Origin of the sequence: Microcystis aeruginosa NIES-843, assembly GCF_000010625.1 — a bacterium.
Taxonomy (GTDB): domain Bacteria; phylum Cyanobacteriota; class Cyanobacteriia; order Cyanobacteriales; family Microcystaceae; genus Microcystis; species Microcystis aeruginosa.
Window position 1 is genome coordinate 2,617,716 of sequence record NC_010296.1, and the last position, 15,062, is coordinate 2,632,777.

At 39.2% G+C, this 15,062-nt stretch carries 13 protein-coding genes and 4 pseudogenes; 11 read left to right on the forward strand and 6 right to left on the reverse strand.

From position 1 onward, the window contains the following. Nucleotides 1-72 precede the first annotated feature (72 nt). The 7 genes from MAE_RS12535 (at nt 73) to MAE_RS34990 (ending at nt 6,265) form a co-directional block, all read left to right on the forward strand. On the forward strand, nt 73-933 hold the full coding sequence (locus MAE_RS12535; RefSeq protein ID WP_041804089.1) for a tetratricopeptide repeat protein: 861 nt from the start codon (nt 73-75) through the stop codon (nt 931-933). Nucleotides 934-1,177: 244 nt separating this feature from the next. Continuing rightward, nucleotides 1,178-1,612 carry a ferritin-like domain-containing protein gene (locus MAE_RS12540; protein WP_002731529.1) on the forward strand — a complete coding sequence of 145 codons (435 nt, stop codon included), beginning with the start codon at nt 1,178-1,180 and terminating at the stop codon, nt 1,610-1,612. A 34-nt stretch (nt 1,613-1,646) separates the two neighbouring features. After that, complete coding sequence (locus tag MAE_RS12545) at nt 1,647-2,567, forward strand: FTR1 family iron permease (RefSeq protein WP_041804090.1); 921 nt, start codon at nt 1,647-1,649, stop codon at nt 2,565-2,567. A 209-nt stretch (nt 2,568-2,776) separates the two neighbouring features. Beyond that, nucleotides 2,777-4,390, forward strand: a complete 1,614-nt coding sequence (locus tag MAE_RS12550; RefSeq protein ID WP_012265894.1) for an ABC transporter substrate-binding protein — start codon at nt 2,777-2,779, stop codon at nt 4,388-4,390. Between the two features lie 570 nt (nt 4,391-4,960). After that, nucleotides 4,961-5,407 (forward strand): hypothetical protein, encoded by a 447-nt coding sequence (locus tag MAE_RS12555; protein ID WP_041804091.1) that lies wholly within the window; start codon nt 4,961-4,963, stop codon nt 5,405-5,407. Between the two features lie 451 nt (nt 5,408-5,858). Further along, nucleotides 5,859-6,080, forward strand: coding sequence for a hypothetical protein (locus MAE_RS12560; protein ID WP_012265896.1), 222 nt, complete (start codon nt 5,859-5,861; stop codon nt 6,078-6,080). After that, on the forward strand, nt 6,077-6,265 hold the full coding sequence (locus tag MAE_RS34990; protein ID WP_012265897.1) for a hypothetical protein: 189 nt from the start codon (nt 6,077-6,079) through the stop codon (nt 6,263-6,265). Before MAE_RS12560 ends, MAE_RS34990 begins: the two co-directional genes overlap by 4 nt. Before the next feature lie 419 nt (nt 6,266-6,684). Here MAE_RS34990 and MAE_RS12570 read toward each other — a convergent pair whose 3' ends face one another. Continuing rightward, a complete protein-coding gene (locus MAE_RS12570; protein ID WP_012265898.1) occupies nt 6,685-7,923 on the reverse strand; it encodes a DNA cytosine methyltransferase in 1,239 nt (412 codons plus the stop codon). Between the two features lie 48 nt (nt 7,924-7,971). Next, on the reverse strand, nt 7,972-8,739 hold the full coding sequence (locus MAE_RS12575) for a hypothetical protein (protein WP_012265899.1): 768 nt from the start codon (nt 8,737-8,739) through the stop codon (nt 7,972-7,974). Between the two features lie 92 nt (nt 8,740-8,831). On the opposite strand from MAE_RS12575, the pseudogene MAE_RS36430 reads away from it, so the two are divergent. Both MAE_RS36430 and MAE_RS12580 read left to right on the forward strand, forming a co-directional pair. After that, nucleotides 8,832-8,924 (forward strand): annotated as a pseudogene (locus MAE_RS36430) (IS200/IS605 family transposase); the annotation flags it as partial. A gap of 235 nt (nt 8,925-9,159) precedes the next feature. Beyond that, nucleotides 9,160-9,369 (forward strand): annotated as a pseudogene (locus tag MAE_RS12580) (transposase); the annotation flags it as partial. An 11-nt stretch (nt 9,370-9,380) separates the two neighbouring features. Here MAE_RS12580 and MAE_RS29560 read toward each other — a convergent pair. Further along, nucleotides 9,381-10,330 (reverse strand): IS630-like element ISMae26 family transposase gene (locus tag MAE_RS29560; RefSeq protein WP_076611860.1). Its coding sequence is split into 2 segments (ribosomal slippage): nt 9,381-9,988 and nt 9,988-10,330, totalling 951 coding nucleotides; the frame shifts between segments, so codons are not numbered across the junction. Nucleotides 10,331-10,399: 69 nt separating this feature from the next. On the opposite strand from MAE_RS29560, the pseudogene MAE_RS12595 reads away from it, so the two are divergent. Continuing rightward, nucleotides 10,400-11,680 (forward strand): annotated as a pseudogene (locus tag MAE_RS12595) (IS1380-like element ISMae9 family transposase); the annotation flags it as partial. 236 nt (nt 11,681-11,916) lie between these two features. Next, a pseudogene (gene tnpA / locus MAE_RS29565) lies at nt 11,917-12,129 on the forward strand (IS200/IS605 family transposase); the annotation flags it as partial. A gap of 64 nt (nt 12,130-12,193) precedes the next feature. On the opposite strand, the gene MAE_RS12600 reads toward tnpA, so the two are convergent. The 3 genes from MAE_RS12600 to MAE_RS32155 all read right to left on the reverse strand — a co-directional run bounded on the left by MAE_RS12600 (nt 12,194) and on the right by MAE_RS32155 (nt 14,985). Further along, on the reverse strand, nt 12,194-13,192 hold the full coding sequence (locus tag MAE_RS12600; protein ID WP_012265903.1) for an IS630-like element ISMae24 family transposase: 999 nt from the start codon (nt 13,190-13,192) through the stop codon (nt 12,194-12,196). A gap of 266 nt (nt 13,193-13,458) precedes the next feature. Then, nucleotides 13,459-14,529, reverse strand: coding sequence for an IS630-like element ISMae27 family transposase (locus MAE_RS12605; RefSeq protein WP_012265278.1), 1,071 nt, complete (start codon nt 14,527-14,529; stop codon nt 13,459-13,461). Between the two features lie 27 nt (nt 14,530-14,556). After that, on the reverse strand, nt 14,557-14,985 hold the full coding sequence (locus MAE_RS32155; protein WP_158303522.1) for a hypothetical protein: 429 nt from the start codon (nt 14,983-14,985) through the stop codon (nt 14,557-14,559). Nucleotides 14,986-15,062 lie beyond the last annotated feature (77 nt).

The window sequence follows — 15,062 nt, forward strand, 5'->3', positions numbered from 1 at the left end:
CGCATGGGTTACGCTACCGCTAACCCATCCTACAAATAATTGTGCCTCCCTACTTACTATCGATTAATCACTATGACCTATCTACTCACTGTCTATCGAGCGCTCGAATGCCGTCCGGATAGCTATCGGGACTGGTATGACCAAGGCAATATTTTAAAAGAAAGAATGGACTATTTTGGAGCCTTAATCAGCTACGAAAAAGCCTTAGAATATTATCCAGATGATTATTGGGCATGGTACAAAAGGGGTATGATACTAGAAGACTTGGGAATGTATGAAGAAGCGGCTCAAAGTTATGCTAACGCCGCACAGGTAAAGGATGATAACTATTGGGCTTGGTACGACCAAGGTTGTGTTTATCTACAGGAATTAAAGGACTACGAAAAAGCGATCGCTTGTTTTCAACGGGCCCTAAGTCATAGTCCGGGGGACTATTGGGCAGCCTACCGGCAAGGGGAGGCCTATCGATTGCTGAAAAATTACGAACGCGCTATCACTTTCTATGATCTGGCCTTGGGGGCGCGACCCCGGGATTATTGGGCCTGGTATCGTCGCGGCGACGCTTTCCGGGATTGGGGCAATCCCCAAGAGGCTTTATTTAATTATCGTACCGCCCTCGATATCCGACCGCAAGATTACTGGTCCTGGTATCAACAGGGTGTGATCTTACAGGAATTACAGCGTTTACCAGAAGCGATCGCCTGTTATGAAGAATCGTTAAAAATCGATCAAGATGATCGCTATGCGTGGTATAATGCCGCCTGCTGTTATGCCGCCCTCGGTCAACAAGAAAAAGCGATCGACTGTTTACGGGAAGCTCTAGACATAGAACCGGATATATGTGGCGAATTAGTGCGTAATAACTTTGTTTTCGATGGTTTAAGGCAAAATGAAACCTTTAATGACCTCTTGAGTTGCTATTCCCCCGGCTAAAATCTTTTTGACTCGATCGCCTCGATTCAGCACCTAGGGTTTGCTGAAAGGGTTTGTCGTGGGGTGTAGGGTTTTAGGCATTTTCAGGGAAAAAGTGCCTAAATTTTCCCCCTGATCACTCCAATATCTGGCACTTTTTTGATGGCAAAAAAGCCTAAAGATATTAGCCAACAAGGTTTTTAGATTTATTCAGCCAGTCTGGATTAGCTACAATTGCAATTAGAGAAAAATTATTGAGAATCTTATGCGAGAACTAGACAGAGACAAAACCATCGAACAACTGAACGAAATCATGGAATTTGAACTAGCGGGAGTTGTCCGTTACACCCACTATTCCCTGATGGTGACAGGTCCCCATCGCATCCCCATCGTCCAATTTTTCCAGACTCAGGCCACGGAATCCCTCACCCACGCGCAACAAGTCGGGGAAATTCTCACCGGTTTAGAAGGTCATCCTAGCTTAAAAATTGCCCCCATCGAGGAGAGCTATGAACACAATATCAAAGCAATCTTGAGTGAGAGCCTCAATCATGAGAAAAAATCCCTTGATTTGTACAAAGCACTCCTAGAAACCGTCGAAGATGCCAGTATTTACCTGGAAGAATTCGCTCGCGGTATGATTGGACAAGAAGAATTACACAATCTGGAAATTCGCAAGATGCTGCGGGATTTTGCTTGAGCTAGGATCAAAGCTAGAGTTTATCCACTAGCTTATGAATCTTAGTTCCGCTTTACCCACTTTTATTATCACTCTCCGGGAAGGTTTCGAGGCCGCTTTAGTGGTGGGAATTGTCCTCGCTTGTTTACAAAAATCGGGTCGATCGCAACTTAACTCATGGGTGTATCGTGGTATTGGTGCGGGAGTGGTGGCTAGTGTTTTGGTAGGTATTTTGCTAGGGGGAATCCTTTTGCAAGTGGATGCTTCTCCTAGTCCATTCGTACCAATGCTCAAGGAATTACTGGCCGCCACTTTTGGACTGATTGCCGTCTTGATGTTGAGTTGGATGTTAATTTGGATGACTCAACAGGCCAAATCTTTGAAATCTGAGGTAGAAAGTGCGGTAAAAGCGGGTTTAAAAGCGAAAAATGGGGCAGGAAAAGCGATTTTTCTGCTCGTTTTTATCGCTGTCTTGCGGGAGGGATTTGAAACTGTCCTCTTTATCCTGGCCCAATTCCAAAAAGATTGGCAGATACAAACCTTCGGTGCGATAGCAGGGTTAAGTGTCGCAACCTTGTTGGGAACTCTCCTATTTGCGGGGGGAGTAAAAATTAATATCCGTCTCTTTTTCCAAATTATGGGGACTTTGCTGCTCTTAATCGTTGCGGGATTACTCATCGGTGTTTTGAAACATATCGACGCAGGAATCAGTCTTTTAAGTGAAATTGACCCTTTTTATCGCCATTTCTGTCCTTCTCTCCCCTCCTCCTGTCTTCTCGGTTTTCAAGTTTGGGACGGTTCCCAAATTTTGAGCGATCGCACTTTCCCCGGACTCCTCCTCAAATCTCTGTTTGGTTATCGTCAAAACCTCTATATCAGTCAAATTGTTGCCTATATCCTCTTTTTACTGCTTATCGGTGGCCTCTATTTCCAAAGCTTACGACAACGTCCTCAAACAGTGACCAGTGACCAGTAAACAGTAATCAGTGACCAGTAAACAGTAAACAGTAATCAGTAAACAGTGAAAAGATGGCAAGAAACTGCTATTTAATACTGCTCACTTAACACATACTGCTCACTTAAAACTCAAATCTGATAACTTACCCACTGATAACTTACCCACTGATAACTGATAACTGATAACTTACCCACTGATAACTGATAACTGATAACTGATAACTGATTATGACTACTTGGCAATGTGACGGTATCCCTAAAGATGGTAAAACTTATCCGCAAGCGATTGCGGGAGGTCATGAACCCTGCGACAATACTACTCCTGATTGTCCTATCTGTGGCCTACCTAGGGAAGCGATGGATCCCGTAACAACGACGGTTAAAACCACGGTTGTGGTCTCCCCGGGGGGTACAACTAGAGTCGGCCAAAAATCTAGCTGGTTACTTCCCTTCGCTTTGATAATTACCGCTTTAACCGCAGGTTTAGGGGGTTGGAGTCTATTGCAAATGCTGATTCCCAAACCCGATACTTCCCCAGTCGTCCTGGAAGAAACCCCAGACAAGCAAACCAAGGCAACTTTTGTGAGTAATACGGCTAAAAATCCCGATTTATTTAGCCAAGGTGAGAAAATACTGCTTAATTCCACTCCTAACAAAGAAAAAGGCGCAGCGGCCTTTAAAAAGGAAGATTGGGCAAATGCGATCGCATCTTACCAACTAGCAGCCACTCCCCAAGCAAACGATCCGGAGGGCAAAATCTATTACAATAACGCCAAAGCCAGACAAAAAGGTAATCAAAAGACTATAGCCGTTGTTGTACCCATCGCTAACGACCCCAACAGCGCCAAGGAAATTCTCCGAGGTGTGGCAAGGTATCAAGAGGAGTTTAATAATTCTAATCCGGGTAATCCTTTGGAAATAGTTATCGCTAATGATGGCGGTGGGTTACAATCAAAAGCGATCGCTGATGATCTGATTCAATCCGGTCAAGTTTTGGCAGTTATGGGCCACGGAATCGATCCTTTTAGTCAAAAAGCGATTGAAAGTTACGAAAAAGAAGGATTAGCCATTCTTTCTCCCCTGACTACCAGTGTTAGTCAAACGGGAAATGCAACCCTGAAAACCATTCCCCTTAAGGATAAATCTCAGGAAGTTTTAGGCAGTTATCTGGAAGCAGTGGCCAAAACTTTGGCTAATTATGCTAGTAAGCAAGAGAATTCTCCCTCAGTGGTTCTTTTTTATAATTCCGATAGTCCCTATAGTCAAAAATTAAAGGATTCCTTTGCTAAAGCAATAAAGGAACCGGGAGGCAAGATAGTTAAGGCAATAGACACAACCAAAGCCAATTTTAACGCTAAAACCGCCATAGATCAGGCAAAACAAGCCGGCGCTAAGGTGGTATTTTTGGCCTTGAGTAAAGACGGCGATCGCATTGATCAAGCCGTGGCTATTGCCCAAGAATCGTCTGGAATGCTCTTATTAGGCGGAAATGAACTTTATACACCCGATATCCTTATTCAAGGAGCGGATAGCATCGACGGATTAGTTCTAGCAGTACCTTGGAGTTTCCAAGCAACGGATCCTTTTGCCAAAGATGCGCTGAAAAGTTGGCGCGGTCGCGTCAGTTGGCGTACTGCTACCGCCTACGATAGCATGAAAGTATTAGGAGAAGCGATCGCTAAAAGTTCTGACCGTGCTACTGTAGTCGAAAGTTTAAATCGAGGAATCACCTTGCAGGGAAGCACCACGGATTTTAACATTTTTAACCAAGTTCCCTTGGTGCGTGCTAATCGCGGCAATGAGGGGCCAAAGGGTTCTCAATATCAGTTCGATCCTAAGTAAGCTAAACGGCGCTTAACCTGCATGATCCAACAGCTATAACCCTTTTGGAGTCTATATCGGTGATCCGAAGTAAAAGCCGTTTAGCTTAGGTAGGCGTTAAAAATTATCAGATGCCCCCCTTATCAAGGGGGGATTAAGGGGGGATCCCCCCGCCTATCGGCACCCCCCTTATCAAGGGGGGGCAGGGGGGATCGAACCTAAAATCCATTTTTAATTTAATCCCACATTCCGCACCCTAGTCGTTGAAATCAAAAGTTGCTCTAGCCCTTGTATAGTAAGACTTTTAGCGATTACTAAGAATTATGAAGTGTCACACTCTAGTCAGCGATCGCCAGCTTAATGAGAGTTGATCTCAATAATTTGGTATCAGAGCTATCAGATTTTTAGGGCTAATTGTGCGTCTGCTGGGCAAACAAATTAGCCTGTAATTCAGAGCCGGCAATCGTTTTGACGATTTAGATAAAATTTTCAATGTGACAGTTGAGGGTGCGGAATGTGGGTTTAATTATAACCAGCTACTTATCTAAAATAGATAATGTGATGTCGAGGAGTAGAATCAAGTCTAATTTTATGAACAATATCTTACCCATCCTAGCTTTGTTAATGTCGGTGTCGGGAATTGCCGTGTCTTTGGGACGGGAGGAAGTCCGATGTCATCTCGGTTTAGAATCGGCAGCTTGTCCCCAGGAAGAACAAAACATCAACGAAGACACCCCCGCAACTACCCCCGCAACTACCCCAGAATCTCCCCGGATAGAAGAAACTCCCGCGGAAACTACCCGCAATAGCGAAGCTTCCCCCGAAGTTTCCCCGTCTCCTGAAAGCGAAACCCCGGTGGAATTCACTCCCATCCCGGAAAAGAACCCCAGTCCAGAAGTACCCCCCGAAAATCCCCCCACCCCGGAAACCAAAGCGGTGGAAAAAACTCCAGATGCAGAAAAAAGTCCGGATGTCAATCCATCTAAAGATGGAGAAACTGAAAGTATTCCGTTAGAAGTTATTCCCCCCGCACAGTAAAATCGGACAAAATCAATTTCTGGTGGGGTAGGGTTGATTCATGAATCAACCCTACAGATCCCGGACAGTAAAATCGGACAAAATCAATTTCTTGGTTAGGATAGGAACTCATGCAAGAAGTAGTTATACTAAATCTGGTTATTAAAGACTGATTATTCATTCCCCTTTTTGCATGAGTGCATGAGTAGAAAACGGGTTTCTCCGAGAAACCCGTTTTCTGTGCGTTACTCAATTGTATCTAGCTTCTTTCGGCAAACCCTAACTATTGGATTAACGTTTCTTGCGAAGTCCCATTAATCCGAGTCCTGTAAAGGCCAGTCGATTTTTTTGAGAAAATTGAAGTATATTAAGTTTTATTAAGAACAATGAAACTGCAACGGTTATCGGTGATTCAAAAGTATTATAATTGTCTTTGTTATCCTAAATCAATAGTTTTTGCTTGTCAATAATTATGAATAGTTATCAAACCTATTTAACCATCGATCATTCTCAGAAGATTATCCTCTCTAACTTACCCTTTAAAGCAGGAACAAAGTTAGCCATTAACATTCAAGTAGTTGAGGATGAAAAGACAGAAGCCGATTTTGAAGCCTTATTAGATAAAACTAAGGGAATCTGGACTAAAGGAGATGGCTTAGAATATCAGCAAAAAATTCGGGAGGAGTGGATATGAAACGATTAATAGACTCCTGTATTTTAATCGACCATTTTAATGGTATTACCCAAGCTACAGTTTATCTAAAAGCTCACCGAGATGAAAGTTATATTTCTGTCATTACTAAAGCCGAAGTTCTCATTGGTTTTAATGATAATAATTCCTTTGAAAAAGCAGGAGAGTTATTAAGCCATTTCCCCTGATAGATTTAGATGTCAACATCACTGATTTAGTCATTCAAATCCGTCGTGAACAAATCAAAAAAAAGGCAACCAAACAGCCTAACAAAAAGGTTATTCAATGGAAATTGCCTGATGCCATTCAAGCAGCGATCGCCCTTTACTATAATCTCAAATTAGTCACTCGTAATACCCAAGATTTTGATCTCAATCAACATCCATTTATTGAGATTCCCTATACCATCTAACAATAAAACTGAAACAGTTATCGGTGATTCAAAAGTATTATAATTGTATTTGTTATCCTAAATCAATAGTTTTTGCGTGTCAGTAATTATGAATAGTTAGTGCTTGCTGAAAAAGTACGGGCGACGATCCCTAAAACCCTTACCTTGCCTACATTTCACATTTATTCAGCAAGCCCTATTTACTTTTAGTCAAAATTAATTAACTTCTAACCCTGGAATGCTTAACTGTTCGGTTTTTGGCTGTGTTTCCCCGATATAATCCCCTTGCAACATATTAATTAAACAGCCACCAAGATGATAGGCCATATTAACGGGAACCGCGTTACCAATCTGTCGATATTGAGAGGTTAAATTACCGGTAAATTGCCAATCATCGGGAAAGGACTGCACTCGTGCATATTCTCTCACCGTCAAAGGACGAGTTTCTTGGGGATGGCATCTTTCTGTTTGGGTTTGTGCCGGACTACAGGTAATAGTTAAAGCCGGTTCATCCCAAGATAATCTTTTAGCATATCCTGTCCGTCCGCCGTGATTTTTGAGACTATTTTTCATATATTCTTTTTGAATATCCATCGGCAAATTCCGCCAATTTCCTCCTGGGGGAACTAAGGACATAATCTCTTTTTTTCTTTCTTTATATTCTACTCCTGGAGAACTTGGACAATTCTCTAGAGCTTTTTTCAGAGAAATAGTATAGTTTCTATATTGGGGAAAAATGGGTTTAATATTTAGGTCTTGACGGGTGGCGATAATAATTAATCTTTCTCTTTTTTGGGGAACATCGAGAAATTGGGCTGATAAAACTTGATAAGCAGCATAATAACCGATTTCCTGTAAAGCTTCCAGCATTAATTGCAGAGTTTCTCCTTTTTTATTGCTTAATAATCCTCGAACATTTTCGGCTATAGCGATTTTAGGTTGCACTTCCTGTAAACAACGAGCAAATTCAAAAAATAGGCTTCCTCTCAAATCTTCTAATCCTTTTCCTAACCCAGCATAACTAAAAGGTTGGCAGGGAAAACCTCCAGCTACAATATCTATTTTGTCTCTAAAATTGGAAAATTTAATCTTTTTTATGTCTTGATTTATAACATTCCATTGCGGTCGATTAAGTCTTAAAGTATTAACACAATCTTGGTTGATTTCCACCAGTAATTGCGTTTTTAGTCCCGCATTTTCTAAACCTAAAGCCATACCACCACAACCAGCAAATAATTCAATAACTGTGTAATTAGTTGGCTCAACAGTTTGTAAGATTTTCAATTCTCCAGGGAATTGGTTATTTTTAAGATTGGTTAATTGCTCGAGATCAAATAGCCAATCAACTTGATTAATTTTCTGACCTTTGATTAATTTTTTCTTTTGCCATGTTAGTATTTCTGCGGTAGTTACACCGAGAATATTAGCGGCTTTTTGTAGATTTACCTGAGTCATAACCAATAATTAGCAACTTATCTACCTCTCTATTATACATCAAAGTAGCTAAACTTGATAAAGTTTTTTTTCGATTTTCCTGACTGTCATCTTTAACTTATTCAGGATAGTTTCATAATCTAAGTCCAACATTGACCAAAAAGCTTGCCCTGCTAATAGCTCAATATTATTCTCTTTAGCTTTGGTTTTGCTAATTGTCCAAGAATTGCCCATATCTAAAGCAGCGGCAAAAACTGAGTTAGGATGTATTTTTAATTCATTGATACTCCGATCACTCTGGCTACCAGTAAGAGTATCTTTTTTAGTTTTTAATTGAGTGTATTTGATTATTCCTTGATTAAAAACTACTAAATCCACACCTTTGATTTTAAAATTTAGAATTTTTTCTGGTACAAAAACCTGTGAACTAATAGAAGCAATTTCTTCTAAAGTATGACCTAGACTTTCCGAGATAAGATTGACATATTTATTCGATAAGTACAAGTTTTCACATTGAGCAAACTCAAAAATATTTTTAAATCCTTTCTTCTTTTTGAGAGATATATTTTTAAAATCCTGTTTTTCTTTCAGGATTTTTTCAACTACTTTAGACTGGAACTCATCCAAAGCATCATCGATTTTTTGATCCCTATTGTCTGCAATGTCTGTGTCTGTTTTTCTATTTTCTTGAAAATATTCAAAAATGAAATCATCAATTAGACGACAAATTTGATAAGTATCTACCAAGTCATGAGTAACAAAGGTAGGAATTTTGATCGAAGGTTTCTGTAAATTAATTTCTTCTAATAATTGGGTCAAGTTATGGCGATAGCTCATTAGATTTAGTTGCTGGGTTGGGATTGTTTACTTTTTGCTTAAAACTATTAATTTAATTGCCGCCGGTGGTAATGTCAACAAATAGTATGTAAGTTCGGAAGAACCTGAATTTTCAGATATTGGAATTTAACGGGGAGTCTGATCATATACACCCCGCATTTCTCACAAAAAGTACGATCACCAACCCCCGAAGCCTTACAAAATCTGGGTTTTGACTGGGTGATCGCCTTGTAGCAAAAACGACAGTGTGTTGTTAGGATTCAACTTAAGCTCATCATCAATTAGACCTTGAAAAAAGAACAAATTTAAAATGCGTATTTTTAGGTTAATTAGTTGATAAAGTCTCAATTTTAAGTAGAGAATGAAGTCAAAAGCTTGCTATAATTTAATCATTAAAACTATTTAAAGTATGTCAAGTTTATGACTCCTAGTTCAGACCAGTCTCGACTCAATCAATTAAATTTTGGAAACCTCAATGGAAGACAAGTAATCGCTAATTTTGAGGGAGGAAAAATCACCTCAGATGCAGGAATTATTTTGATGGCAGAGTTAGACCAAAAGCTAAAAATAACGGCTCGGTTTGCCGAATGTTTTCGAGATTATCGAAATTCATCCTATCTAGATTATAGCAATTCTCTGACTTATGAGGTACAGTAGCAACAGTGAGTAAACCAATTGCGAATATCTTTTTGAGTAACTTCTAACATAGCCAATTCAATCCCTTCTATTAAGTCTTTGTAAGTTCTCGCCTTCAGTTTTCTTAACGTCGCTTTCACTTTTGACCAAAAGTTTTCAATAGGAGAGAATTCGGGAGAATAAGGAGGTAAATAGATGAGTCTAGCTTTTTCTTGTTCGATTATTTCTCTGACCATTTCTCCGAGATGAATCTTGGCGTTATCCATGATCAGACAGTCTCCTTCTTTAATTTTTGGCAGCACTTCCTTTAGAATAAATCCTTCAAATGTTACCGCATCCACTGCACCGTATATGTTGACTGATGCGACAACTTTTTCTAAGCTTATAGCACTAATTATTGAAATATTTCTCCCTCTTTTTTGTGGTTTTCTTCCCCGAGCTCTTCGGCCAATTAAGGCTCTAGCATAGAGTCTCAAAAGGGCTAAATTTACCCCCGATTCATCGATGAAAATTAGTTTTGATGCCTCAATTTCCCGAACTTCTGACCAGTATTCCACTCTTTTTTGCTGTACCCTGTCACTTTCTTTTTCCGCCGCGTGTAGTGTTTTTTTTTGAAACTGTAATTGAGTTTTTGCGTAAGCCGCCCCAGGGTGGCTCTACTGACTTTCACCTGTGTCTTTTCATACAGTAAGTCCGATAATTCTTCGAGAGTTGCATCATTGTTAGCTTCGATGATTTCTATTAAAATTATCAGTTGTTCACTATTTAACTTGGTTGGCGGACTTCCCCCTTGCGGACGAGGACGGATATCTCCTGTTTCTTTATGTTGCTTCAATAACTTCTGAATAAAGCTTTTAGCCACGTCAAATCTCTGGGCTAGTCCTCGAATGGAAATTTTTTCTTTCTTCCAGACATCGATAATTTTTTGGCGAAAATCTACGGAATAGGGTCTCATAGGAAGCTGGTAAGTTCTATTATTTGTCTATTTACTTTCTATTGTACCTCATAGCTCCAAGAATTGCTATATTCAGTTCATGAACTACTCGCACAAAGAGTTTATGGGATAGTTTTGGGATATGAGGATGTCAATGATCATGATAAATTACGTCATGCTCCAGCTTTAGCAATAGCATTGAAAAAACTAAATTTTATTGACTCAGCCCAAGCAAATTTAGCGGGAAAAAGTACAATTAATCGACTAGAATATTGTCCGGAAACAGTCATCAATCAAGAGAACAGTCGTTACCATAAAATCGAGCCTAACCCCAAAGAAATTGAAAAAGCTTTTGTGGACATCTTTCTAGAATCCTACAAAAAGCCACCGAAACCAATTATTTTAGACATGGATGTCACCGATGACCAAGTGCATGGAAATCAAGAGGGAGCGTTTTTCAATACTTATTATAAAGGAGTGTGTTATGCTCCTTTGTATATTTTCTGTGAGCATCATTTATTAGTAGCTAAACTCCGGTCTTCTCATGTAGATACTGCTGGGGGAGCATTAGAAGAATTGCAGCGAATAATCGGTATAATTCGAGAAAAATGGTCAGATACGCAGATATTAGTACGAGGAGATAGTGCCTATTCCCGTGAAGATATCATGAAATTTTGCGAAAGTCAAGCAGGAGTTGATTATGTTTTAGCAATGGCAACGAATAGTCAATTAAAATTACGAGCGACCGATGTAATTGAGAAAGCTAAGGCAGATTACGAGCAAAGACTTCAGCCAGTTACTGAATTAATGGAGACGTTATTTTCTCCCGATGAAGAGTTAGGAGAATTGGCGAAATTGGTACCAGAATCGACTTGGTATCGTTCCCTATGTTATCAAACCCAAAAATCCTGGAGCCGTTCAAGAAGAGTGGTGACAAAAGTTTGTCCTGGTAGTGAGGGCGTAAAAATTCGCCACGTTGTGACTTCTTTACCTGCATCAAAGATTCCCCCATCTAAACTTTACACTGAAAAATATTGCCCCAGAGGGGAGAGGTCAAATCGAATTAAAGAGCAACAATTAGACTTATTTGCTGACCGGAATTCGACACAGACATTTGAGAGTAATCAATTAAGACTTTGGTTGTCATCAATGGCTTATGTTTTAATGCAAGCTTTTCGTCAAAATTGTTTGGCTAAAACTTCTTTTGCCAAAGCGACAGTGGGAACAATTCGCCTTAATTTCCTTAAATTAGGAGCTAGAATTACTGTTAGTGTCAGAAGAATTTTAATCGCAATTGCCAGTTCTTGTCCCTATCAAGATATTTTAGCGATAGCTTACTCTAGAATTCAAGCGATAGCGGGAACTGGATAAGTTGAAGAGTTTTCAAAGATCATTAAATAGTCTTAAAAATGGCTGCTTATAAATTCAGCTAACTTTGTCGTGAACATTTTCCCTAATTGACGGAATTTTTCCAGTAATTCAGGAATTTTTTGATTAGTTTAGTCAGATTATTCCTTGATAACTAAGCGGGTTTCTCTTATTTTTGAAAAACACCAACTTTTAACCTCCAAATTAGGTTCTTAATTCAGTTTGTGAGAAATGCGGGACACGCATTGATTGAATACCCACCGAAACTAGCTATTTCTGTAATGGTCAATTCTTTAAAAGGAGTCTCTAGTCGTAGATATGGACAAGCTGGTTATCCTAAGCCGTACGGAAAAGATGCTCTTTGGTCGCCCAGTTATTTTGTCTCTTCTGTAGGAGGTGCGCCACTGGAAGTTCTTAAGTGCTACATTAAAAATCAGGAAAAGCCGTCCTAAAAGGACGGGGTTTTAACCCAAATTTTCGATAATCCGCTTGCGCATTTTGTGCCTCTGTAAGTACCTAGGCAAAATTAATTACATACTCGCCTCCAAAATTGTCCAGCACTTTTTTAACGTAAGCGAGGAGGCTCTTTCGGTCTTTATAGGCGCTAAATTCAATCCATTCATATTTTAAAAATCTCCATAATATTTCAATTAAATTTAAATGAGGTGAATAAGTGGGCAACCAAAATATTTTCAAGTTTTTCTTTTCCCATTCCTCAAGTTTCTCCATAAATGCCTCGCTGGTATGAATGGAAGCTTGGTCAATTATTATGACAGTTTTTTTCTGTATATTTTGGCAATATTTATCCAGAAAATTAATAACTATCTCGCTAGTAACCGTTCCGACCTGTGTCTCATAAAATAATTGATTATCTCGTTTCATTATTCCTAAAATATTTAGTCTTTTACCTTCAATTGGTGGTAACTTTATCGTGGTTTTTTCTTCTTGCCAAGCGTCAGGAATACAAGGCTTTGAATCCCCTCCCATTTCATCCAAATATCCTATCTCAATCTCTCCTCTTTTTTCCTGTTTTTTTAGTTCTTCTAAAATAGGTAGTTTGACCTCAAGCTCCCACTCATCAGGGGTTTTGGCGACCCCTCTTCTCACCCTTTTCCACCTCATGTTGATTTTTTTTATGAGTCTTTTTATCTTGTCTTTGCTTACGGTTAATTTCCCTTCTTCTACAATTTTTATCTGGATTTTTTTTAAGCTTTTCGGTTCTTCTTTTACCCAGTCAATAACTTGTTGACCTTGTGCTTCTGTCAATTTAGGTTTTCTCCCTCTTCCTCGACGATTATAAAAACCAATTAGTTTTCTATCTTCCCAGGCCGTCAACCAATTATAGATGGTCTTTCTCGTAACTCCAAATATTCCGCTCAATTCTTCTATCGTGGTTCCCTGAAAACTTAAGAGTATACATTTCGCTCGCTCTCTTACTTGATGATGTTTACTAGCTCGATAAATTCTCTCTAGCATTTTCTGGCTCTCGGGGTTTAGGTCTCTAATCAATCTCATTGTATTTTCCTGCTGCTTCGTTTTTTTATGTATTATACTTCTTAATTTTTTATTTGGGTAATTAATTTTGCATGACTACTTATGATACCTGTGTTGTACTGCAAAAACTGCTTGTGACATAAAATCAGCACGAGTCAGACAGTTTTCGATAACAGCAGCCCTTGATGCGCCACCCGTGAAAAAATCTTGGGGTTTTAGGGGTTGTGATGCCCCATTATGACAAACCTGAAAAAGTTCTGCTCTATATCTGGTGTTATACCATTTTTCTAAATTCCTGACAGACATAGAGCTTCTAAAATCCAAGACCATCCCGTCAAATACCCGATCGTGTCATTGGATAGAGAATTTAAAAGATGGTAAAGTTTACTTCTTAAGTTATCAAGGGAGTTAAAATTGCCCCAGGCCAATAGGTTTTTCAAATATAGCCAAACTCTCTCAATTGGATTTACTTCTGGACAATAGGGAGGTTGATAAAATAGGATAATATTATCAGGTATTTCTAGGTCGGTCGCCGTATGTGCGGGAGCATTATCTAATTGAATAATATGTAATTCCTCAGAAAAAGCTTGAGAAAAAAGCGTTAAATATTGATTAAAACATTCCCCATCTAAATGAGAAAATTCATAGAAAAAACTGCTACCTGTTCGAGGTTCTATTAAACCATAGAGCCAGAGATATTGAAAATTATACTGAAAATTACCAAGGGGCTTTATGCCTTTAATTGTTATTTTATCTCTGACAATGGTATGACAGCCGAAGCGACTTTCATCTTGACACCAGAAGCGGACTTTTAAATATTGACTAACTTTTTCAGATTCCTTTTCTAGTAAAGCTTGTAGCTGTTCAGATAGATTATTTTGGAATATTTTTACTTCTCCTGGTAATTGTTTTAAATTTTGAGGTCGAGCCACTTTTAATTTAGCTTGTAATTCATTTCTTACGAGACGGTAAACAGTTATATAACTGGTGGGTATTTCTAAAATAATTGATACCCAAAAATGAATTTCTTTATAACTTTGAAATCCTTCTGGGTCTTTTAATTCATTCTGAATTAGAGCGGCTTCTTCCACTGAAATCTTTTTGGGTCTTCCCAGTTTTTCTGGTTCTGACAAGAGATTTTCTATCCCTCCTTCTCGATAACAACTTAACCAGCGATGAATAGTTCTTTCTGAGCGTCCTATTAACACGGCGAGATGACGAACCGTTTCTACCTCCTTAATTTTTAGTAGATACAGGGATTGTACTTTAGCAAAGTTTAAAGAGGTTACTTGTTGCTTCAACAAGGATTTTAAGTCTTCTACTGACTCAGCAACATTAATATTAGGGACTCCACTCATTGCCTTTTTACCACACAAACTATACCTTTACCAAGTATGACATACTTTTTGAAAAATGGTATTACAATCATTGGCATCTGTGCCTAAAGTATAGTAACAGTGATCGTGGTTATTGCAAGGTTCTCTAAAACTGAAGTCGTAGCCAAGGCTACCAAAGTTATCATATTCTCCCGGTCTTCCACCCGGAATACTGCAACCATTAGGTCTTTTGGCATAGGGGTAAAAAGGGAGTGATTCACTGCCTTCATCAGAGTCCTTAAAATCATCCCAGCAAGGGATGCTAATGCCATTTTTGCTACCGCAATCTTGTGCTTTTACTGGTTCTATTAGTAGCAGAAAGCTAGTTGAAATAAAGAGAAAAGTCACACAATTTGAGATAGACATTAATGCCATCCTGCTAGTTAATTTGCCAAATTCTGATTTCATTACTGAACGGCTTAACGTTGTTTTCATCAAGGTACACGCCTACTATACGACAACCTTAAAAGGAAAGTTCCAGCAACTTGATCAGGGTAGGAATAAGCAGATCGCTC

What these genes read in the sequence shown, in the direction of transcription:
- MAE_RS12555 (WP_041804091.1), top strand. Translation starts at nt 4,961, where the DNA reads ATGAACAATATCTTACCCATCCTAGCTTTGTTAATGTCGGTGTCGGGA.
- MAE_RS12575 (WP_012265899.1), bottom strand. Translation starts at nt 8,739, where the DNA reads ATGAGCTATCGCCATAACTTGACCCAATTATTAGAAGAAATTAATTTA.
- MAE_RS12545 (WP_041804090.1), top strand. Translation starts at nt 1,647, where the DNA reads ATGAATCTTAGTTCCGCTTTACCCACTTTTATTATCACTCTCCGGGAA.
- MAE_RS12570 (WP_012265898.1), bottom strand. Translation starts at nt 7,923, where the DNA reads ATGACTCAGGTAAATCTACAAAAAGCCGCTAATATTCTCGGTGTAACT.
- MAE_RS12535 (WP_041804089.1), top strand. Translation starts at nt 73, where the DNA reads ATGACCTATCTACTCACTGTCTATCGAGCGCTCGAATGCCGTCCGGAT.
- MAE_RS12605 (WP_012265278.1), bottom strand. Translation starts at nt 14,529, where the DNA reads ATGAGTGGAGTCCCTAATATTAATGTTGCTGAGTCAGTAGAAGACTTA.
- MAE_RS34990 (WP_012265897.1), top strand. Translation starts at nt 6,077, where the DNA reads ATGAAACGATTAATAGACTCCTGTATTTTAATCGACCATTTTAATGGT.
- MAE_RS12540 (WP_002731529.1), top strand. Translation starts at nt 1,178, where the DNA reads ATGCGAGAACTAGACAGAGACAAAACCATCGAACAACTGAACGAAATC.
- MAE_RS12600 (WP_012265903.1), bottom strand. Translation starts at nt 13,192, where the DNA reads ATGAGATTGATTAGAGACCTAAACCCCGAGAGCCAGAAAATGCTAGAG.
- MAE_RS12560 (WP_012265896.1), top strand. Translation starts at nt 5,859, where the DNA reads ATGAATAGTTATCAAACCTATTTAACCATCGATCATTCTCAGAAGATT.
- MAE_RS12550 (WP_012265894.1), top strand. Translation starts at nt 2,777, where the DNA reads ATGACTACTTGGCAATGTGACGGTATCCCTAAAGATGGTAAAACTTAT.